Source organism: Enterococcus sp. DIV0213h (genome assembly GCF_051711285.1).
GTDB lineage: Bacteria > Bacillota > Bacilli > Lactobacillales > Enterococcaceae > Enterococcus_D > Enterococcus_D casseliflavus.
The window spans coordinates 2,761,515-2,780,702 of sequence record NZ_JBIOMH010000001.1; the positions used below are offsets into that span (position 1 = coordinate 2,761,515).

Annotated in this window: 25 protein-coding genes; 5 read left to right on the forward strand and 20 right to left on the reverse strand. The window is 41.0% G+C overall.

Annotated elements, in window-relative coordinates:
• From IGI77_RS12910 to IGI77_RS12930, 5 genes are all read right to left on the reverse strand, one after another.
• Positions 1–945: a sugar-binding transcriptional regulator gene (locus tag IGI77_RS12910; RefSeq protein ID WP_151195471.1), complete on the reverse strand. Its 945-nt coding sequence runs from the start codon at positions 943–945 to the stop codon at positions 1–3.
• Positions 946–1,181: 236 nt separating this feature from the next.
• Positions 1,182–2,207, reverse strand: coding sequence for a PTS glucitol/sorbitol transporter subunit IIB (gene srlE / locus IGI77_RS12915; RefSeq protein ID WP_438770190.1), 1,026 nt, complete (start codon positions 2,205–2,207; stop codon positions 1,182–1,184).
• 34 nt (positions 2,208–2,241) lie between these two features.
• The gene (srlA, locus tag IGI77_RS12920; RefSeq protein WP_005237225.1) at positions 2,242–2,781 is read right to left on the reverse strand and encodes a PTS glucitol/sorbitol transporter subunit IIC; all 540 of its coding nucleotides are present in this window, start codon (positions 2,779–2,781) and stop codon (positions 2,242–2,244) included.
• Positions 2,782–2,799: 18 nt separating this feature from the next.
• The gene (locus tag IGI77_RS12925) at positions 2,800–3,183 is read right to left on the reverse strand and encodes a transcriptional regulator GutM (RefSeq protein ID WP_438770191.1); all 384 of its coding nucleotides are present in this window, start codon (positions 3,181–3,183) and stop codon (positions 2,800–2,802) included.
• Between the two features lie 155 nt (positions 3,184–3,338).
• Positions 3,339–4,583, reverse strand: coding sequence for an NAD(P)H-dependent oxidoreductase (locus IGI77_RS12930; RefSeq protein ID WP_438770192.1), 1,245 nt, complete (start codon positions 4,581–4,583; stop codon positions 3,339–3,341).
• Between the two features lie 590 nt (positions 4,584–5,173).
• Here IGI77_RS12930 and IGI77_RS12935 point away from each other — a divergent pair.
• On the forward strand, positions 5,174–6,226 hold the full coding sequence (locus IGI77_RS12935) for a zinc-binding dehydrogenase (protein ID WP_438770193.1): 1,053 nt from the start codon (positions 5,174–5,176) through the stop codon (positions 6,224–6,226).
• A gap of 229 nt (positions 6,227–6,455) precedes the next feature.
• On the opposite strand, the gene rplS is transcribed toward IGI77_RS12935, so the two are convergent.
• The 7 genes from rplS to rpsP all read right to left on the reverse strand — a co-directional run bounded on the left by rplS (position 6,456) and on the right by rpsP (position 10,201).
• Positions 6,456–6,803, reverse strand: coding sequence for a 50S ribosomal protein L19 (gene rplS, locus IGI77_RS12940; RefSeq protein ID WP_002357176.1), 348 nt, complete (start codon positions 6,801–6,803; stop codon positions 6,456–6,458).
• Positions 6,804–6,969: 166 nt separating this feature from the next.
• Positions 6,970–7,716 carry a tRNA (guanosine(37)-N1)-methyltransferase TrmD gene (gene trmD, locus IGI77_RS12945; RefSeq protein ID WP_275854129.1) on the reverse strand — a complete coding sequence of 249 codons (747 nt, stop codon included), beginning with the start codon at positions 7,714–7,716 and terminating at the stop codon, positions 6,970–6,972.
• Complete coding sequence (rimM, locus tag IGI77_RS12950) at positions 7,706–8,230, reverse strand: ribosome maturation factor RimM (RefSeq protein ID WP_010749728.1); 525 nt, start codon at positions 8,228–8,230, stop codon at positions 7,706–7,708. The genes trmD and rimM overlap by 11 nt, the downstream gene beginning before the upstream one ends.
• Positions 8,231–8,385: 155 nt before the next feature.
• Positions 8,386–9,210 (reverse strand): hypothetical protein, encoded by an 825-nt coding sequence (locus IGI77_RS12955; protein WP_438770194.1) that lies wholly within the window; start codon positions 9,208–9,210, stop codon positions 8,386–8,388.
• A gap of 86 nt (positions 9,211–9,296) precedes the next feature.
• Positions 9,297–9,554 (reverse strand): hypothetical protein, encoded by a 258-nt coding sequence (locus IGI77_RS12960; RefSeq protein WP_005228919.1) that lies wholly within the window; start codon positions 9,552–9,554, stop codon positions 9,297–9,299.
• A 114-nt stretch (positions 9,555–9,668) separates the two neighbouring features.
• Positions 9,669–9,914 (reverse strand): KH domain-containing protein, encoded by a 246-nt coding sequence (locus IGI77_RS12965; RefSeq protein ID WP_005228918.1) that lies wholly within the window; start codon positions 9,912–9,914, stop codon positions 9,669–9,671.
• A gap of 11 nt (positions 9,915–9,925) precedes the next feature.
• Positions 9,926–10,201, reverse strand: a complete 276-nt coding sequence (rpsP, locus tag IGI77_RS12970; RefSeq protein WP_005228917.1) for a 30S ribosomal protein S16 — start codon at positions 10,199–10,201, stop codon at positions 9,926–9,928.
• A gap of 254 nt (positions 10,202–10,455) precedes the next feature.
• On the opposite strand from rpsP, the gene IGI77_RS12975 reads away from it, so the two are divergent.
• Complete coding sequence (locus tag IGI77_RS12975; protein ID WP_005228916.1) at positions 10,456–11,007, forward strand: NADPH-dependent FMN reductase; 552 nt, start codon at positions 10,456–10,458, stop codon at positions 11,005–11,007.
• 118 nt (positions 11,008–11,125) lie between these two features.
• On the opposite strand, the gene IGI77_RS12980 is transcribed toward IGI77_RS12975, so the two are convergent.
• The 4 genes from IGI77_RS12980 to IGI77_RS12995 form a co-directional block, all read right to left on the reverse strand.
• Positions 11,126–12,013 (reverse strand): IS3 family transposase, encoded by an 888-nt coding sequence (locus tag IGI77_RS12980; RefSeq protein WP_368408275.1) that lies wholly within the window; start codon positions 12,011–12,013, stop codon positions 11,126–11,128.
• Positions 11,971–12,537, reverse strand: coding sequence for a transposase (locus tag IGI77_RS12985; RefSeq protein WP_438770149.1), 567 nt, complete (start codon positions 12,535–12,537; stop codon positions 11,971–11,973). The genes IGI77_RS12980 and IGI77_RS12985 overlap by 43 nt, the downstream gene beginning before the upstream one ends.
• A gap of 99 nt (positions 12,538–12,636) precedes the next feature.
• The gene (locus IGI77_RS12990) at positions 12,637–13,170 is read right to left on the reverse strand and encodes a dihydrofolate reductase family protein (protein WP_275854125.1); all 534 of its coding nucleotides are present in this window, start codon (positions 13,168–13,170) and stop codon (positions 12,637–12,639) included.
• A 13-nt stretch (positions 13,171–13,183) separates the two neighbouring features.
• Positions 13,184–13,753, reverse strand: coding sequence for a DNA-3-methyladenine glycosylase I (locus IGI77_RS12995; protein ID WP_034858902.1), 570 nt, complete (start codon positions 13,751–13,753; stop codon positions 13,184–13,186).
• 100 nt (positions 13,754–13,853) lie between these two features.
• Between IGI77_RS12995 and IGI77_RS13000 the strand changes: the two genes are divergently transcribed.
• The 3 genes from IGI77_RS13000 to IGI77_RS13010 are packed head-to-tail and all read left to right on the forward strand — an operon-like array spanning position 13,854 to position 16,291.
• Positions 13,854–14,240 carry a GntR family transcriptional regulator gene (locus tag IGI77_RS13000; RefSeq protein WP_005228910.1) on the forward strand — a complete coding sequence of 129 codons (387 nt, stop codon included), beginning with the start codon at positions 13,854–13,856 and terminating at the stop codon, positions 14,238–14,240.
• Entirely contained in the window at positions 14,237–15,118 is an 882-nt protein-coding gene (locus IGI77_RS13005; RefSeq protein WP_015510136.1) for an ATP-binding cassette domain-containing protein, read from the forward strand. Before IGI77_RS13000 ends, IGI77_RS13005 begins: the two co-directional genes overlap by 4 nt.
• A 12-nt stretch (positions 15,119–15,130) precedes the next feature.
• Positions 15,131–16,291 carry an ABC transporter permease gene (locus IGI77_RS13010; RefSeq protein ID WP_159160855.1) on the forward strand — a complete coding sequence of 387 codons (1,161 nt, stop codon included), beginning with the start codon at positions 15,131–15,133 and terminating at the stop codon, positions 16,289–16,291.
• A 46-nt stretch (positions 16,292–16,337) separates the two neighbouring features.
• On the opposite strand, the gene IGI77_RS13015 is transcribed toward IGI77_RS13010, so the two are convergent.
• The 4 genes from IGI77_RS13015 to IGI77_RS13030 all read right to left on the reverse strand — a co-directional run bounded on the left by IGI77_RS13015 (position 16,338) and on the right by IGI77_RS13030 (position 19,167).
• Positions 16,338–16,538, reverse strand: coding sequence for a CsbD family protein (locus tag IGI77_RS13015; RefSeq protein WP_005228904.1), 201 nt, complete (start codon positions 16,536–16,538; stop codon positions 16,338–16,340).
• Positions 16,539–16,932: 394 nt separating this feature from the next.
• A complete protein-coding gene (ffh, locus tag IGI77_RS13020; protein ID WP_005228902.1) occupies positions 16,933–18,351 on the reverse strand; it encodes a signal recognition particle protein in 1,419 nt (472 codons plus the stop codon).
• A gap of 14 nt (positions 18,352–18,365) precedes the next feature.
• On the reverse strand, positions 18,366–18,704 hold the full coding sequence (locus IGI77_RS13025) for a putative DNA-binding protein (RefSeq protein ID WP_005228897.1): 339 nt from the start codon (positions 18,702–18,704) through the stop codon (positions 18,366–18,368).
• Complete coding sequence (locus tag IGI77_RS13030; RefSeq protein ID WP_016608717.1) at positions 18,694–19,167, reverse strand: DUF523 domain-containing protein; 474 nt, start codon at positions 19,165–19,167, stop codon at positions 18,694–18,696. Before IGI77_RS13030 ends, IGI77_RS13025 begins: the two co-directional genes overlap by 11 nt.
• Positions 19,168–19,188: the final 21 nt, after the last annotated feature.

Consider the following 19,188-nt stretch of genomic DNA (forward strand, 5'->3'; position numbering starts at 1 on the left):
TTACGCTTCATGCAACAATTCATTTGCAACTTCATCTGTTGTAACAAGGACATTGATCAGCTGATGCTCTAGTGCAATTTTTATCGGTAAAACTTTTTTTGTTCCATAAGCAATCCCGATGACCGTGGGTATTTTTTTAATATCTTTTAAGTTCACACCGATCACACTCTTATTCAACTGACAATCAACTTCATTCCCTGTTTCATCGAAAAATCGAGAATTTATGTCTCCCTTGATTCCTTTTTCTTTAAGGCTTTTCATATCGGAATCGTCAATATAACCGATTTCTGCCATTGTACTTTCCTCGAAAGGACTTGCTACCCCGACTAAAGCAATGTCGACTTCACGTGCTTCTGCTATGACACTACGAATGGTTGAGTTTTCGGTCAAGTCCTTTTTAATTTGAGGGTTTGAAACTAACGCTGGCGCATACAAGTACTTCGCTCGTCCTCGCATTTTTCTTGCCAGATCATACGATAATTGGTTGGAGTGGATATCTACATGATCATCCCCCATCCCACCAATCAAGGGGTACACGGTAATCTCAGATTGATTGGCAAAAGGATAGTTATCAACTAAATTGCGGAGGGATTTCCCCCAAGACATCCCGATTTTAGCAGCTTTTTTTGATACCTTTTGTAGATACAAAGCACCTTGTCGTCCGACCATTTTGTCCACTTCATGATTTGCCAGATCCATCGTATCCACGACAACTGCACTTTTCAACTGGTATTTTTGTTCCAATTTTCGCTCTAGTGTTGCTGAATAAACACTTTTGCTATTAATAAAAATCTCTACTAAGCCAGCTTCCTTCGCATCAATTAAATTTTTAGAAACCAAAGAACGAGAAACACCAATGATTTTCGCAATCTCCGCTTGGGTTTTTCCTTCTTCATAGTACATCGATGCAATTTTAACTAGCTCTTTTTCATCTGTGCGATCCATCCCGCATCTCTCCCTAAACCCTTTTATTAAAATATACCATACCTATTGTCAAATGACACAGCCAATTCGCGATTTTCTAGAAATATGTTGGCTGATGTCTGCGGATGGATGTTGTTTTCTCCCACGATCTCTTGGAAGAACTAGGCAATGCTCTTCCACAAACGTTTTGCTTCTGTTGCAAATGAGTAGAAATTTTTTTCATTTAGAAAAGTATGATTTCCTCTGCTTTTTTCTCATTAGTACATCCCGATGCTAAAGACCCAAGCAATCAATACTGCAAGCACACCTGTAATGACCCGGCTATACAAGATCGCTGGGACTCCGACTTGTACGGTTTCAGGCTTTGCTTCGCCAAGGGATAGACCAACCGGAATGAAATCACAACCTGCCTGAGCATTGATAGCAAAAAGCGCCGGTAACGCATAAGCAACTGGAATGGTGCCTAAGCCAATTTGTGTTCCGATCAATACACCAACGACTTGCGCAATCACACCACCAGGTCCTAAAATGGGCGATAGAAAAGGCATACTACAAATAAAAGCAATCAAAAGCATACCAATGATCGAATCAGAAAATGGTGCTAAAGCTTGTGCTAGGAGATCACCTACTCCTGTATAATTGATAAATCCGATCAGCATGCTGATAAATGCCATGAAAGGAATAATGTTTTTCAATAGCATATCAACTGCATCGCGTCCTGCTTGGTAAAAAATGCCCATCACTTTGCCTATCCCTCGAGAGAACTTCACGAGAATGCTCTCTTTTTTGGCATTTTGTGCTTGGTGCTGTGCTTTTGCTTGGGCATACTTTTCTTTAAATGACTCTGGGGCATCTGCAGTTTCAGTATCCGCCTGTTTCTCTAGCGTCTTTCCTTCTACAGGCACTGCTCCTTTATTTTCACATAACTCGATATCCTCTGGCGTGACACCAGAAACGAAAACATCTTCTGTAATGAACTTAGCTAAAGGGCCCGAAGGCGAAGATGGCAAAACATCAACTGTTGGGATTTTCTTCATTGGATAAACCCCGATACGTGCTGTTCCACCACAATCGATGACTGCTGCCATGATTTCTTCTTCTGGGATCGCATTTGAGAAACCGTCGACGACTTCAGCCCCACTCAGTTCGCCCATCTTTTTCGCAACAGGATGAATTCCTCCTCCAGTCACAGAGATAATCTTGATTTTTTTCCCTTCAGGCTGAATTTCTAAGCCTTTTCCCCAGCCGTTGCTGCCTTTTTTTACAAAAATCTTTCTGTACATCGCTTTTCCTCCCATATACTCGATTCAACACACTTTAAATCGTTTCAGTTTTTGTGGCAGATTCTCGCTTCATTAAAAATTTTGTGATTTTCTCCGTAATCACACCTCTAACGAAAACCACGACAATCCCACATAAGAAATAACGAACGGCTAAACTTCCTTGATCATACCCTGCCTTCATGACCCCGTTAGCGATCCCCAAGTATACAAAAAGTTCGCCGGCATTCGCATAAGGAAATAACCCTGTTACAGGATGCAAAAATGAAACTACAGCATCATAAAATGCCGGTTTTTCTTCTTCCTCAACGAATTTTCCAAACGTATATGCCATTGGATTCGTTAATAAAAGGACCGATAAAATCGGCATGACTGTGTACCTTAATACAAGATGTTTCGCACTGGCACGAATTGCTTTATTGACTCGCTTCTCTCCAATAATAGCGATCAAAGAATAGGTAAATGTTAGTAAAACGATCAATAGCGGTATAATACCAGTCATAAAACTCATAAATTGTTCTCCACCGGCTTCAAACAAACCAATAAAGTTTTTACCAAACCATTCAATATATTTCATTATTCATTCCTCCTAAAATCAAGTAATCGGTTTCATTTTTTTGTCTAAAAAGGACAAAATCACTTTTTGGTGCAAACACGATTTTTTCGCTTGCCATTCCTTCAATAACTCTTGAGAGGGTTGTTCACCAACTAATGCCTCACAAGATGTAAAACGAGAAAAAATCGTCAAGCCAGAATACGTATACGCCTCAATGATCCTTCCCTGTGTATTTGTTACTACGACTAATACCACCGATGAATACCAATTTTTGGCCACTTCTGTATTTAATTGATATCCACTTTTATTTTTATAGCGTTGGACTACTTGTTTCACAAAGCGCTGATAATACCGAATTTGAAACAAACTAAATATTCCTTGTAAAACGACGATAAGTGTTCCTAACACCACAATTCCTTGCATAAATAACCTCTCCTTTAACTACCACGATTTTTGTAAGTATGTGATATTGATATCTTTTTAGTGTAATTGATTCCTATGTTTGATACAAGCTAACGGTTATTTTATTCCTACTTACCTTATCTGGATCAGCGGCTAAAGGAGAAGCTAACTACTGTTTAATCAAATGTTTCGTCTTGCAATTTGCGTAATTTATATACAGTCGTTGATTCATCTAATTCCACATCATCCACCGTTAAAAAGGCGCCATCTTTGATCGGACGCTTGGCAACTGCGCCAGCAATCAACCCAATCGGAATGTGACTATTTCTTTTCATGTCTTCATGGGTCTCAAGGACACCTCTTACGCAAAAGCCGCCGATTCCATCGATTCGCTCACCCGCTTTTATGGCTTTTTTCGTCACACAAACAGTTTCTGAAACAGGTGCTCCCATAGGTACGATTGCTGTATCTTGCTCTAGTACAGCTCTTGCAATCGTAATTGGTGTTTCTAATGAGCATAGATGAAACGGCCGATAGAGAAGATGATGATCACGCTCGCCTTTTTTCATCAGGTAATCTAATTCATGACTAACGCCTTCGTTTTGCCCTTTCACTATACAAAAGATACCCGGGGCAATTCCGTCAACATATTCCACCACACCAAATTTATTTAATATCCCACCGTTTTCTTTGGTCGTCAGTTGTTCGAGCGTACCATCTAAATCAGCACTGATGCCATGCATGCCAACAACATCAGGGACAAACCCCATTGCATTAGAGAGCAAGTTCATTTCCCCCATCGTCTTTGTTCCATCTTGAAATGACGCTAGAATTTTCGGGCTCATTTTTTGGGCTTTAGCTTTTGCAGCTGCCGTATCTGGATTGGCATGGACCATCAATTGATTATTTTTTCCTTTACCAGCGACTAACACTTCCATCCCCATACTTTTAGCAAATTCATACATCTGCATCGTAGCCGCTGGCTCATCACCATCTGATCCAGTATAAATCAAGTCGGTTGCTCCATATAGCTTATTCATCAGCGGTCCGATCGTAATATCGATTTCAACATTCAAAAGTACAAGATGCTTTTTCGCCATTAGTGATTCAAGAGAAATTTGTGCACCTGCCTCTGGGACACCGGTTGCGTCAACGATTATCTCTACTTTATCGGAATGAATAATATCTTTAAAATCTTGGCTGATCAAAATGTCGATTTTCTCATGGGCTGTCGCATTGTAAGCAGCAGCTGCACGATCGGCAGCTTCTAAATTGATATCGCTTATCCCACTGACGATCATTCCTGGAATCGTTGAAATTTGTGAAATCATACCAAAGCCCATTTGTCCTGCCCCAATCACACCTACCTTGATCGGGTTTCCTTCTTTTTCACGATGTAACAACTTTGTATAAAGCGTCATTGCTTCTTCCTCCTTTTTGTCAAACGACACGGTATTTGTCATTTGCTATTACATCTGTATTTTGCCATCTATTTTGTCATATGTCAACACCATTATCAAATGACATAATAATAGACGTCTCATTTTCCTTTTTTCTTCCTGTCTATTTGCTATCCTTTCTTTATTCAGTCATTCGTTCTTTTCATCCGTAGAATTGACCGAATCGACCATAATTGATTTTATAGTCATAAAAATTTTCAAAAAAGAATTAATAAATCACCTAAGAATCTGAGCTATAAAAAGCTAGGTTCTCCTCTCAAGAAAAAAGAAGGACTCGAAAATCGTTTATCATTTTCGAGTCCTCCTTTTTTTGTTCAAATTTCATGGTTCAAGTGCCCTTTAGAGTTAGCCATGCTGCTTCACTGATGATTCAATTGAAGTAACGACAAAAAAGAAGAAATTCTTTCTTAACCTCTGCCATAAATCAGGATGTAACGAATTTGTTGATATAAATTTTAAGAGAACGTCATTTCTTGATGTGTCTTTTTCTTGACCTAAAGTTAACTTCAGCATTTATACTAACAATACTAACTTAAGAAAGAAGGATTTATATGAGAGCAGCAATTTTTGAAAAAGCAGGATTAGTTAAAGTGGAAGAAGTAAAAAAGCCAACTTTGCAAGCAGCCGATGATGTTATTATTAAAGTTGTCCGAGCATGTGTTTGCGGTTCTGATCTTTGGTCGTATGCCCATGGCGATAGTAAAGAACCTCATTCAGTTAATGATGGTCATGAGGCATTAGGCATCGTTGAAGAAATCGGTCCAGACATTACGACTGTGAAACCTGGAGATTTTGTCATCGTCCCCTTCACCCATGGTTGTGGTGAATGTGATGCTTGCCGTGCCGGCTTTGATGGCACATGCGACCGTCATCAAGGTACAACGAATTGGTCTAACGGTTTCCAATCTGAGTATATCAACTTCCATTACGGCAACTGGGCCCTTGTAAAAGTTCCAGGTCAGCCAGCTGATTATACGGAAGGTATGATCAAGTCTCTTTTAACTTTGGCAGATGTTATGCCCACAGGATATCATGCGGCACGTTGTGCACATGTAGAAAAAGGGGATAAAGTCGTCGTGATTGGCGATGGTGCCGTAGGACAATGTGCTGTCATCGCGGCAAAAATGCGTGGGGCTTCCCAAATTATTTTAATGAGCCGTCATAAAGATCGACAAGAAATGGCTCTTCAATCAGGTGCTACAGCTGTTGTGGCTGAGCGTGGTGAAGAGGGAATCGCGAAGGTACGCGAGATCCTTGGCGGAGGCGCGGATGCTGCTCTTGAATGTGTTGGTACAGAAGCTGCCATTACACAAGCCCTTGGTGTATTGCATAATGGTGGTCGTGTAGGTTATGTCGGCGTCCCTCACTATGACGATCGACCAATCGGTTCCACTTTTGCTCAAAACATTTCCATTGCGGGAGGATCTGCATCGGTCACAACATATGATAAGGAAACCCTGTTAAAAGCGGTGCTTGATGGTACTATCAATCCAGGCCGCGTTTTCACCCAAACCTATGATTTAGATGATATCAACCAAGCCTATGCCGATATGCAGGAACGAAAAACGATCAAATCTATGGTTGTTGTTTCAAGGGATGAATAGACAAAGCTAATTAAAAAACGCTCGTCCGAACAATGGACAGCCTCTCGATAGACAAAGTACTATAACCAGTACTTTGTCTTTTTATCTATGAAGAAAGAAAACACTGTAACAGCCTCCCCTTTTTCCACAATTAATCAATTCTAGAACTTTAAAATGATAGAACATAACGCCAAACAAAAGAAAAAAGCCCTTGAAATCAAGGGCTTTTGCTTCATCTGATAATAAATGATTAACGACGAATTTCTTTGATACGAGCTGCTTTTCCGTGTAATGCACGCAAGTAGTACAATTTTGCACGACGTACTTTACCGTAACGAACAACTTCGATTTGTGCAACACGTGGTGTGTGCAATGGGAAGGTACGTTCAACACCTACACCGTTTGATACTTTACGAACTGTATAAGTTTCGCTGATACCAGCACCGCGGCGTTTGATGACAACACCTTCAAATAACTGGATACGTTCGCGAGTTCCTTCGACAACTTTCGCGTGAACGCGAACAGTGTCCCCAGGACGGAAAGCTGGGATGTCAGTACGTAATTGTTCTTGAGTTAGTTCTTGAATCAATGGATTCATGTTTATCATTCTCCTTATTCCCAAACATTCTTAAAGCATGAAAGCTCCAGCGGAACATCGTAATAGTTGAGTTTACACTCACTGAAATATCTTACCACAGTCGACCATAGGCTGTAAAGAGAATTTTCTTGTCATGGCACAGAATATCAAAAAAACTGGCACTATTTTACTTGCCAGTCTTCGATTCGTCTTCAATTTCTTTTAAAAGCTTCTGCATTTCAGCGGTCAGCGGATAAGTTTCCAGCATATCTGGACGTCGCTGATACGTTCGGCGCAAGGATTCTTTTAATTGCCACTGCTCGATCAATTTATGATTGCCATTCATCAAAACTTCCGGCACTTTCATGCCTTTGAACTCTGCCGGGCGTGTATATTGCGGATGCTCTAATAAACCAGTGGAATGAGAATCAGTTTGTGCGGAGGTTTGATTGCCCAAAACTTCTGGTAATAGCCTGACCGTCGCATCGATCATGACCATTGCCCCCAATTCGCCGCCAGTCAAGACGTAATCGCCCAGTGACACTTCATCAGTGACCAATGAACGGATTCGTTCATCATAGCCTTCATAGTGACCGCAAATAAAAACAAGGTGCTCTTCGGTAGAGAATTCTTCCGCCATCTTTTGATCAAAGGGTTTTCCCGCTGGGTCTAATAGGATCACCCGCTTTTTCGTTTCTGGTGTCGCTTCTTCGATCGCTTTGATATTGTCATAGACAGGTTGGACTTTTAATAACATTCCTGCTCCGCCACCATAAGGATAGTCATCCACTGTTTGATGTTTGTTGTCAGAATAATCACGGAAATTAGAGACATTGATTTCTAACAATCCCTTTTCCCGTGCTTTACCGATGATCGATTCTCCAAGAGGGCCTTCAAACATTCGTGGAAATAGTGTCAACACATCAATTCTCATCGTCTAACAACCCTTCTGGGATCTCAACGATGACCTGACCATTTTCAAGATCGATGGTATGAACAACAGATTCGATATAAGGAATCAAGGCATCCTTCTTCCCTTTTCGCTGTACCACCCAAACATCATTGGCTCCTGGTGAAAGGATCTCTTTGACTTTACCAATGACTGTGCCATCTTCTTCGACGACTTCCAGACCAATAATTTCATGGTAGTAAAACTCATTTTCTGCTAGATCCACCAAATCATCCTTGGTAACTTTTAAAATGCCGTTACGAAACGGTTCAACGTCGTTGATGTTAGGATAGCCCTCAAACGTTAACAAATCAAAATTTTTATGTTTGCGATGACCTGAAACAATCAATGGTAATGGCTCTTTATTTTCACGAAAAAGTGTCAATTCAGCCCCTTTACGGTAGCGTTCTTCTGGAAAATCCGTTTGTGATATCACTCGTACTTCTCCACGGATCCCATGTGTATTGACGATTTTCCCTACGTTTAAATATTCTGTCACGTTCGTTCCCCATTTCTTCTAACTTCTGTTCTATTTTAGCATAGCAAAGTAGCGAATTCTAGCCGTTTCCTAGCGCCCCCTGTTTTCCTCAAAATCATCGCGCGAAAAACACCCCTTCGACGCTTGATCAAAGGGGCAATGTCCTAATCTGAAACTTATTGATTCATTGAAACGGCCATTTCCAATGCTGAACGTGCATCTTGATGTTGCACCGTTCGAAGCATCTTTTCTTGTTGCCAGACCACGGTAGTTGCTGTATGGTCATTTTTTCCCATATCGATAGTGATTTGACCGACCTCAGGTGCTGGAAGCATGGCTTCTTCTAGATACGCTACCACTTCTTTGGCAACCGGCACAGGATCTTGTTCCTCTTGGTTGACTGCTCGAACAGTCAATGACCAATTTCCTTCTTGCCAACTCAAATAACTGGAGCCAGCAGCTCCTTGCATATGCCCAGTAACCCCATATCCGAGATCGACGGCTTGTCCGCCATCATCCGCTGTTACATTGACCGCTGCAGCCGCTTCATCCGCTGATTGATACTCTTTTGATTGAAAAGCAGCAAGCGGTGTTTCTTCGTTCAAAGCCTTGTCATTGAGAGACAATTGCTGATCAAGTCCATAATAAAGAATCGAGGCATCGGATTGACTGCCAGCTGTGGCCGCATTCAACACTTTACCCGAAGCAAGCGGAACGTCCTTTGGCAAGACAAGATCAGGGAATACCGCTTGTATTTGGCTATAGATGTCTGTGGTGCTACTCGTATTTGAAGAATCCTCAGAAACCGCCTGACTAGTCGATGCAGTTGATTGACTGTTTTCTGACTGACTACTTTTTTGTGTTTGGGTACTTTCCACCATAGTCGTTGCTGTTGTTTCAGCTGTACTGGCTTGACTGGTTTCTTGGTCTTTTTGATTAGTACAGCCAGCCAAGGTTCCGATCGTTAGCAGTGTAACAAATAATCCTAGTTCTTTTTTCATGATGTTCCCCTCCTTATACAAAGGATACCCCTCAATAAAAAAAATGACAAACAAGTCAGATTGTCTGTCATTTTTTTGTCGATTTTTTAAAGATTAGTGACCCAATTTTGCAGTGATTGGAAGCCGTCCTTGATCCATTGCCAAACTTGATTGGCGATCGTCGATAGGTCGCCCCAACGAAAGTTTTGTGTCCATTGGTTCAATTGGGTCATGATCTCCTCACGATAGACCCAAATCAAAAAAAGTAGTAGCAAGATCCCTAGCGTTCGCCAAAGAAAAGAACCGATTTTATAAATAAAGACGAGAATCAAAAGAACGACGATCCATGCGATTAGTTGAGACATACAAGCACCTCCTCATTTTTGATTATCTCAAAACCATCCTTTTTTGTCCTCCATCTTAAGCATGAATTTTACAAAAAAAAGCATTTCTCTTTGAGAAATGCTTTACACTCTTGCTTATTTACCATCAATGATATTCAAACGAACTTTTTTCGGTCCATTTGTCCGTACACTGTAAACGATCGTTCGAATTGCTTTGGCAACCCGACCTTGTTTACCGATGATACGACCAATATCTTCTGGTGCCACAGTAAGATTATATTCCAAGAAATCATCTGACTCTACCAGCTCAAGCTTGATATCCTCAGGTTTGGTAACAAGTGGTGAAACGATCGTTAAGACTAATTCTTGCAAATCTTTCATCCAAAGTCACCTTATTTCTTAGTGAATTTTGCTTCGTGGTGTTTTTTCATAACGCCTTCTTTAGAAAGGATGTTACGAACTGTATCTGAAGGTTGCGCACCTTTAGATAACCAATCAAGAACTAGATCTTCTTTGATTGTTACTTCAGCTGGGTCTAGTAAAGGATTGTAAGTACCAACTGTTTCGATGAAACGTCCGTCACGAGGAGAACGTGAATCTGCTACGACGATACGGTAAAAAGGTTTCTTTTTAGAACCCATGCGTTTTAAACGAATTTTTACTGCCATTATTTACACCTCCATTGATTTAATCACAAGAGCTAGTTTAACAGGTTTTTCTGATGGTGTAAAGAGTTTTTTCTTTACAGCTGAAAAAAGTTTTTCTTTCCTGTTTTTTCAGCATGGTTATCTTTTGCCAGAATGAATTTGGACGCGTATCATGAATACTAGAGAAACCTTTTTAAGGCCAAATCGTTTTATTTGCACCATTCACTTACTTTTGGTAAGCTGAATGAGTAGAAAACAACAAGGAGGAATTTTACATGACAAAAAAAATCGGTTTTATCGTCGGCAGCTTGCGGGAAGGTTCTTACAATAAACTCGTAGCGAAAAAATTCGCATCACTATTACCAGAAGGTTTTGAAGCATCTTTCATCGAGATCGGCAACTTGCCTTTTTACAATGAAGATTTGGAAGTTGAAGGAAAAGTTCCTGCTGAATGGACAGCATTTCGTGAAGCATTAAGCGCCGTTGATGGTGTCTTCTTCTTTACACCAGAATACAACCGCTCTGTTCCTGCAGCCTTGAAAAATGCTTTAGATGTTGGTTCTCGTCCTTACGGTGCGAGCAGTTGGGGCGGCAAACCAGCCTTAGTCGTCAGCGTTTCTCCAGGAGCGATCGCTGGATTTGGTGCGAACCATCATTTGCGTCAATCATTAGTCTTTTTGGATATGCCTACTCTGCAACAACCAGAAGCCTACATTGGCGGTATCACAAACTTGATCGATGAAAACAATGAAATCAATCCAGATACAGTAAGCTTCTTCGAAACGATCCTTGCAAAATATATTGAATTCTTTCAACGATTCAACTAATGAAGATTCCATACAAAAAGACCAAGAAACTCGGCACTGAGTTTTGTAGTGACCCCAAAAAGTTAGACTTTTATGGAGTGGAGAAATCCACTCCTTTTTTGTACGATAAAATTAACTGTTAGACAGCTGTTTTTACAGCTTCTCGAAACTGAACCGGACTTCGCCAATTTAATTTCTTTTTGATGCGTTTATGGTTGTAATAATAGATATATTGGTCAATTTTTGTTTTCAATTCATCTAAACTCCGATAGACTTCTCCATGAAAAATCTCTTGCTTTAATAAACCAAAGAAGTTTTCCATAGGTGAGTTATCTAAACAATTCCCTTTACGAGACATACTCTGGAAGATTTTATGCTGCTTCAATTTATTCTTATAAGCATTCATTTGATAGGCCCATCCTTGATCTGAATGGAAGGTTCTACGAAATGGACAATCATTTGTCATCTGGATTGCTTCTTCTAATCCTTCCATTATGGCTAGTGCGTTTGGTTTTTCAGAAATCCGATAAGATAGAATTTCACTATTGTAGAAATCCATGAAAGGATCTAAATACAGCTTTTTCTGACGAACGACACCTGTGGTGTCTACTTCATAATACTTAAACTCTGTGGTATCAGTTGTAATTTTTTGGTGACAGATATTTGTATAAAACCGACGATGAATACGATTTTTGGCGACAGTGCCAACCTTCCCACGATAAGAATTGTACCGTCGAGATTTTCGAGTGTAAGACTTTACTTCGATACCTAGTTTTTTTATCAGACGTTGAATCTTCTTTTTATTGACATGAATCCCTTGATTCTCTAATTCTTTTTTTAGTCGCAGACAGCCATAATCTTTATGATCTTTGCGAATTTCAAGCATTTTTTCTTCAATTTCTTGGTCTGGGTTTGGTCTGTCAAACCGTTTCTGCCAATACATATAGGTTGCTTTAGGAAATTTCAATGTTTCAAGAAGCTCAACTAGTTTGAATGATCCTCGGAGGCTGGCGATGATTCGTGCGATTGATTCTTGCGTCTTTGCTGGGCTTCCTGTTTTCGCAGCTTCCTCAACTCTTTTAAAAAGGCATTCTCAATTTGAAGGGATCGGACTTGCTTTTCTAATGCCTTGATACGATCGCGTTCTTTAGTTGTTGTATTTTCTTTTTTGTTTTCTTTTTTTCTAGTCAAAGTAAGTGGTCGCCCTTTCTCTTTTGAGAGCCCCTCAATACCTGCTTCTCTGAAACTACGCATCCAATTGGCAATAAGCGCAGGGTTGTTCATTTCTAAAGTGCTAGCAACTTCTCGGTAGGACATCTCACTTGTTTGATATAACTCTAGCGCATTTAACTTAAATTGAACAGAATATTTCTGATTTTGATGTTTTCTCAATAGACCTTCCTCTCCGTATTCACGATAGGCATTCACCCAATTACTTACTTGAGACTTGCTTGAAATACCGTATTTGTTGGCAAGATACCGATATCCGCCCACGCCACTAAGATATTCTTTAACGATTTTTAGTTTTAATTCAAAAGGATATTTTGCCATACAAATAACGACCCCCAAAAGTTAGATTTTTGGTCTAACTTTTGGGGGTCGCTTCATTTCTTGGTCTTTTTTACTGTGAAGAATAATCGTTTGCGCTTTTTACTCGCTGCCTGACACAGACTTTCGGACAAAATGGAGTTCTGTCAGTTCCCCCATCTGTTTTGTTTCAACAAACGTCAAGCGTCTCGAGTAATCCCCCGGTTCAAACAGTCGCTTGCCTTCTCCTAAAAACACCGGCGCGATTTGAATAAACCATTCATCGATCAAATCAGCTTCCAGCAATGGTTTTAGTAAGGAACCTCCCCCTACTACCCATACGTTTTCCTCTTGTTTTAATGCTGAAACAAATGCCACTGGATCCGTTGACACTAGCATTGCATCTGGCAACGGTTCTTTTTGTGTTCGGGAAAAAACATAGTTTGTCGTTTCGGGATACAACAGTCCACCATCCATAAGTTTTTTTGCTTCTTGATAGGTCTTTCTCCCCATCACTGTCGCATCGATGGTTGCAAAAAATGCTTCATAAGTCGTGGCGACACCGGTATCGGTTTGAAACAGCCAGTCCAGTTGATCCTTCAGACCTGCTAAATAACCATCGAGGCTGATCGCACCATAGAATATCACTTTTCCCATTATGCTCGCTCCTTTATTCTTTGTTTGCTGCTGATGTTCGACAAACACAAGTGACTAAATGGTCGTTGACCATGCCGACAGCTTCCATAAAGGCGTAAATAATGGTCGTTCCGACAAATTTAAACCCTCGCTTTTTCAAATCTTTCGCTAGCTGATCAGAGATTTCCGAATGGGTCGGTACATCGGATTGCTGCTCAAATTCATTAATGATCGGCTGATGATCGACATATCGCCACAAGAATGCGGAGAAACTACCATATTCTTGCTGGATTTTTAAAACTTCTTGGGCATTACTGATCGCCGCTTCAATCTTTCGCCGATTGCGGATGATTCCTGGATTCATCATCAGTTCTTCCACTTTTTCTTCCGTATAGTTCGCTACTTTGATGATTTCAAACTGATCATATGCCACATCAAAATTCGCCATTTTATTTAAAATCGTTTGCCAGCTCAACCCTGCTTGATTCATATCTAACACCAATTTTCGAAACAACTGCTGATCCTCATACTCAGGTTTCCCCCAGATTGTATCATGATACTCCTGCATCGCTGGTGTACTGTTGGCCCACTCACATCGTTCCATTGTCCTCATCAGCTCCTTTTTGTTTATTTTATCATAAAAGACTTTACTTCCACTAGTGTACTACGTATACTAGTACACATAAATGAAAGGAGCTGATTTTGTGGTTCGCATTAACAAAGCCAGCAGCAAACCTTACTATGAGCAATTGGTTTTAAGTATCAAAGAAGATATTCTGAACGGTGTTCTAACCGCTGGAGACCAAGTGCCTTCGGTTCGTGAAATGGCCAAGCACCTGTTGATGAATCCAAATACCGTCAGCAAAGCCTACAAAGTATTGGAAAATGAGCAAGTGCTTGTCACCATCAAAGGAAAAGGCACCTTTGTGAAAGTTACTGAGGATCTGCCACGCGATGAGATTCGGATCTTACAAGTGAAAGAACGTTTGAAAGAATTGGTGATCGAAGCACGCCATCTACAGATCAGCATGCGCGAGCTGAGCGATTGGATGAATGGCTTTGAACAAGAGTTAGGAGGCGATCCACAGTGAAGATCGAACATGTGACCAAGAAAATGGAACAAACAATTATCTTAGAAAACGTGAACTTCTCTTTGGAAAAAGGAGAACTCGTAGGATTGATCGGCCGCAATGGTTCTGGGAAAACCACGCTGTTTCGGACGGTCGCTGGACATTATTTACTAGATGATGGCGAGATTTCGATCGATAACCAACGCCTGGATCAGCACCCGGAATTAAAAGAACAGCTTTTTTATATCGATGAAAAAGAAAACTTTCTGGCTGCCTACTCGTTAAAAAAAATCAATCAATTTTATCGGCTTGCTTATCCGAATTTTGATCAAAATCTTTATTTAGAATTGATGCAAAGCCATGGTCTGCCGCTAACGCTTTCTTACCGGCGAATGTCAAAAGGAATGCAAGGTCTTTATAAGATGATTCTAGCGATCGCTTCAAATGCGACGTTCTTACTGTTAGACGAACCTTTTGATGGGCTTGATGTGATCGTCCGTAAAAAAGTGATCGGACTATTGCTGGAAAGCCTCAGCGAGTCGAATCGTACCGCATTGATCGCTTCCCATAATCTAAATGAATTAGAGCATATTATTGATCGTGCCTTGTTGATCAAAGGGAAAACGATTGAAGGAGACTACCGTTTGGAAACGATTCGCGAACAATCTCGCAAACTTCAACTCGTCTTTCGCAGCAAGCAGATTCCTCCCCTTATCAAGCAGCGCTCCAAGCTGATTCAAAAACAAGGTCGAGTCTTGACCGCTTTGTTTGACAATTACACAAAAGAGCTGGCGGCTGAGATCCAGCAGCTTGACCCTTTGGTTTTCGAAGAATTGCCCTTGACCTTGGAAGATCTGTTTGAAGCAAATTTACGACAAGAGGCATTAGTGGAAGGATAGAGGTGGAAAACGATGTTAAGCAATATATTTAAAGAACGCTACGGCAAGCTGCTGATCGGCTTTTGTTTTGTCTTACTCTTAATGTATCTTGGTGATGGCTGGCAATCACAAAAAGCCTGGCATCAGCAAGAACGCTATTTGACATCTGAAGAATTTATCAAAGATTTCAACGAAAATCGAGAGTACTATGTCAAAAGCTACAAGGGTGAAACCCCGGTTTACTTTGATTCGGCAACAGAGTACCGCGATGCGGTATTGACGATCAGCAATGAGTCCCCTGATGAGATTTATTACAATCACCCTTATATGACCACCATGAATCAATTTGTGATTGTCTTCCTGTTTATTTGGGGCTTCTTGTCCTTTTTTGTCGATGGCCGCACCAATTTCAATCGCTTTTTATTTGCTTTACCCTTTAGCAGAAAGCACGTCTTTCACAAGAAACTGCTTTTTATCGGCTTACCCTTGACCGCTTGTTTAGTGTTGGGTCTGTTAGGTCATATCCTGATCGAATACACGATGATCCCAGCTCGCTATCTCGCTGTGCCGCTTCAAGACGTGCTGCTTTCTGCCCTTAGTACCTTGGCAACGAATCTGCTAGTATTTGCTGCAGGTCTCTTGTTAGGCGTTTTGCTGGGGAATCTGTTTACTGGCGTGCTCTCGGTCTTCTTCACTATTTCGCTAGGATCAATGGGATATAGCTTTTTCCAATGTACCCGCGAGTTTTTTAGTTTTGTGTTTCTTGGTCATGGGGATTTTCTGATTCCTTTTCAAACCTGGATCGATTGGCCGCAAGGATATGTCTACCCTTGGTGGCTGCTGCTCCTTTACCTCGGCTTGAGCGGCTTGCTGATTCTGGCTGCCGAAAAAGTGTTCTCGAAAATCTCTTTAGAAAATGACGGTGATTATATAACGATCCCTAAATTGCGCGCACCAGTTTATTGGCTGCTTTCTTTGGGAACCTGGTTCTATTTATCCATGATTTCTTATTACCCACTAGAAATTTTTTACCGTAATCTTTATGAGGGGTATGATGTCAGTCTTTGGAACATTGCCCTTCGGCTCGGTTTATTACTGGTTGCCTGCTTATTCATCAGTTTGCTGCTTGTCTATCCTAAAGCGCTGATGAATTGGTGGTACAAACGAAAAAACAAACAAATCAGTGGAATATAAAAAAGCATCCCTGCAACATGTTCTTGTTGCAGGGATGCTTTTAAGTTTAATGTCTAGGTTTGTCGTCGTCTTTTTTGTCAAAGAAGTCATTTACTTTACGAGAAACATCATCCGCAAAATCTTCAACCTTATCTTTGGCTTTCCCATATTTATTTTGGGTTTTGCCTTTTAATTCTTCGGAGTCATCTCCTGTAAGTTTCCCTTTTGTTTCGGTTACTTTTCCTTCAATGCGATCTTTGTTTGTCATCGTAAAAAACTCCTTTCATACTTGCTATAAATTAATAGTAGCACCATTTAACAGAAAGCACGAATGTTCTGCTTCCATCCTATTCTTAGAGTTGTCCGCAACGATAGTTGATCGCTATTTTTGACTCTTGGACGATTTGAGATATTCGGTAGAAAGCTGGCTTTCTCTATAAAAAAGGATGTTCTTTAGATGTTCTATTTGATGTTCTTTGAAGGAGTTCATTTAAAGAGGACGCTGTGAGCATAAAAAAGCATGACCTGAAGAAGGCAATCTGAGGCGCTGCAGTTGCTAGAATCAGCAGGTACAGCTTCTCGATTTGGTGCCTTTTCAGATCATGTTTTTTTAATTACACGAAGATAAGGTTCAGTTCTCAGTTCCTATCAGTGTTAAACGATTATTTGCGTTTTTTCTTTTTCTTCTTTTGTTTCTTGACCATGCGGTTCATGGCCATTTTTCCAAGTTTCCCTTTGACCCCACCGCCAAACATTTGATCCATGCCAGGAATGTTCATATTCCCTTTACTCATTTGCTGCATCATTTTGCGAGATTCTTTGAATTGTTTGATCATACGGTTGACTTCGACGACACTGTTTCCAGAACCAGCAGCAATACGGCGGCGACGGCTTGGATTTAACAAATCAGGATTTTCCCGTTCAGCTGGTGTCATAGAATAAACCATGGCTTTTTGTCGAGCAATTTGTTTCGGATCAACTTTGACATTTTCGATACCAGGCATTTGACTCATTCCCGGAATCATTTTTAAGAGATCTTCAATTGGGCCCATGCCCATAACTTGATCGATCTGTTCGACAAAGTCATTGAAGTCGAAGGAGTTTTCCTTCATTTTTTGAGCAAGTTCTTCTGCTTTTTTCTCGTCGTAATCTTGCTGTGCTTTTTCGATCAAAGTCAGCATATCACCCATACCGAGAATCCGACTAGACATCCGATCTGGATGGAATACTTCAAGGTCGGTCAATTTTTCACCGGTACCAGTGAACTTGATTGGAGCGCCCGTAACTTGACGAATCGACAATGCCGCCCCGCCACGAGTATCGCCATCTAGCTTGGTGATGACTACCCCTGTGATCCCCAGTTGTTGATTGAAGCTTTCCGCCACGTTGACAGCATCTTGTCCTGTCATCGCATCTACTACCAGTAAAATTTCATTTGGCTGTGCCAAGTCCTTGATTTGTTTTAGCTCTTCCATCAAGTTTTCGTCGATATGCAAACGACCCGCCGTATCGATCAAAACGTAGTCATTTTTCTTTTCCCGAGCCAAAGCCAATCCTTGGCGGACGATTTCAACTGGGCTGACATCAGTTCCCATATCAAAAACAGGTACATCCAATTGCTGCCCTAATACTTTCAACTGGTCGATCGCAGCTGGTCGGTACACGTCACCAGCGATCATTAATGGACGTGCGTTTTCGGTTTTGATCAAATGGTTGGCTAATTTCCCAGCAAAGGTGGTTTTCCCTGCCCCTTGCAAACCAGCCATCATGATGATCGTTGGGATCTTCGGTGATTTTTCGATCCCAACTGTTTCTGATCCTAATGTTTTGGTTAATTCTTCATCAACGATCTTAACGATTTGTTGCGCTGGAGATAGGCTTTCTAATACTTCTACTCCCACTGCCCGTTCACGGACATTTTTGGTAAACTCTTTTACAACTTGCAGATTGACGTCGGCTTCTAATAAAGCTAGACGAATCTCACGCATCATTTCTTTTACATCTGCTTCAGATACTTTTCCTTTTCTGCGCAGTTTGCTCATTGCCTGCTGGAGGCGTTCAGTTAAACTTTCAAATGCCATTTTTTTTCATTCCTTTATTCTTCAATTTCTTGGAGCTGTTGAATAAACCCCTGTAAGGTTTCGTCTTTTGGATAGTGGGTTTTCGTATACTCGCTTAGCTGATCCAGCAAGTCTTCCCGCATGATATAATCCGAAAACATATGTAGTTTTTTTTCATAGTCTTCTAAAATACGTTCGGTGCGTTTGATGTTGTCATAGACTGCTTGACGGCTAACTTGATACTCTTCAGCGATTTCTCCTAGAGAAAAATCATCTGCGTAATACAATTCCATGTAATTCATCTGTTTTTCCGTCAATAACGTGGAATAAAACTCAAACAACGCATTCATGCGATTGGTCTTTTCAATTTCCATTTGCTTCCTCCTGTTTTGCAAGCCATTCGACATCGGACAAAACAGTCATGCCTTGTTGTCGAAAATAGGCACAAGCGACACCGACCCCTGTTTTTTTGATTCCAGAAAAATTGCCATCATAAATCGTCTGACTGCCACAAGAGGGACTTTTCTCTTTTAAGATCAGTTGGGTGATGCCTTGCTCTTGCAATTTTTGATAAGCAATTTTCGCGCCTTTAGTAAATTGTTCCGTCACGTCTTCTCCTGAAATGGTGACGACCTTCGCTCGTTGCGCCCAAACATCCACCCCATCGCCACCGACGATTTCGGCCGGTTCGCGTGGAATCGGCAAGCCGCCAAGAACTTCTGGACAGACCATCATTGCTTGACCCGCACGAACAAGTTCGATCAATTGTGGTACTGCTTGATGTTTTCCATCGTAGCGGCAAAGGGCACCGCCTAGACACGCACTGATTCCAATCATTTAGCACCCTCAGCTTTCCTA

Coding starts and splice junctions, on each gene's coding strand:
- rpsP (WP_005228917.1), bottom strand. CDS start 10,201: ATGGCAGTAAAAATTCGTTTAAAACGCATGGGTTCTAAAAAGAAACCT.
- IGI77_RS12995 (WP_034858902.1), bottom strand. CDS start 13,753: ATGGAACGATGTGAGTGGGCCAACAGTACACCAGCGATGCAGGAGTAT.
- IGI77_RS12965 (WP_005228918.1), bottom strand. CDS start 9,914: ATGAAAGATTTGCAAGAATTAGTCTTAACGATCGTTTCACCACTTGTT.
- srlE (WP_438770190.1), bottom strand. CDS start 2,207: ATGTACAGAAAGATTTTTGTAAAAAAAGGCAGCAACGGCTGGGGAAAA.
- IGI77_RS12960 (WP_005228919.1), bottom strand. CDS start 9,554: ATGTCTCAACTAATCGCATGGATCGTCGTTCTTTTGATTCTCGTCTTT.
- srlA (WP_005237225.1), bottom strand. CDS start 2,781: ATGAAATATATTGAATGGTTTGGTAAAAACTTTATTGGTTTGTTTGAA.
- IGI77_RS12935 (WP_438770193.1), top strand. CDS start 5,174: ATGAGAGCAGCAATTTTTGAAAAAGCAGGATTAGTTAAAGTGGAAGAA.
- IGI77_RS12990 (WP_275854125.1), bottom strand. CDS start 13,170: ATGGGAAAAGTGATATTCTATGGTGCGATCAGCCTCGATGGTTATTTA.
- IGI77_RS12910 (WP_151195471.1), bottom strand. CDS start 945: ATGGATCGCACAGATGAAAAAGAGCTAGTTAAAATTGCATCGATGTAC.
- IGI77_RS12985 (WP_438770149.1), bottom strand. CDS start 12,537: ATGGCAAAATATCCTTTTGAATTAAAACTAAAAATCGTTAAAGAATAT.
- trmD (WP_275854129.1), bottom strand. CDS start 7,716: ATGAGAATTGATGTGTTGACACTATTTCCACGAATGTTTGAAGGCCCT.
- IGI77_RS13025 (WP_005228897.1), bottom strand. CDS start 18,704: ATGGAAATTGAAAAGACCAATCGCATGAATGCGTTGTTTGAGTTTTAT.
- ffh (WP_005228902.1), bottom strand. CDS start 18,351: ATGGCATTTGAAAGTTTAACTGAACGCCTCCAGCAGGCAATGAGCAAA.
- IGI77_RS12925 (WP_438770191.1), bottom strand. CDS start 3,183: ATGCAAGGAATTGTGGTGTTAGGAACACTTATCGTCGTTTTACAAGGA.
- rplS (WP_002357176.1), bottom strand. CDS start 6,803: ATGAATCCATTGATTCAAGAACTAACTCAAGAACAATTACGTACTGAC.
- IGI77_RS12930 (WP_438770192.1), bottom strand. CDS start 4,583: ATGACGCTTTATACAAAGTTGTTACATCGTGAAAAAGAAGGAAACCCG.
- IGI77_RS13010 (WP_159160855.1), top strand. CDS start 15,131: ATGTTAAGCAATATATTTAAAGAACGCTACGGCAAGCTGCTGATCGGC.
- IGI77_RS12955 (WP_438770194.1), bottom strand. CDS start 9,210: ATGAAAAAAGAACTAGGATTATTTGTTACACTGCTAACGATCGGAACC.
- IGI77_RS13015 (WP_005228904.1), bottom strand. CDS start 16,538: ATGACAAACAAAGATCGCATTGAAGGAAAAGTAACCGAAACAAAAGGG.
- IGI77_RS12975 (WP_005228916.1), top strand. CDS start 10,456: ATGACAAAAAAAATCGGTTTTATCGTCGGCAGCTTGCGGGAAGGTTCT.
- IGI77_RS13030 (WP_016608717.1), bottom strand. CDS start 19,167: ATGATTGGAATCAGTGCGTGTCTAGGCGGTGCCCTTTGCCGCTACGAT.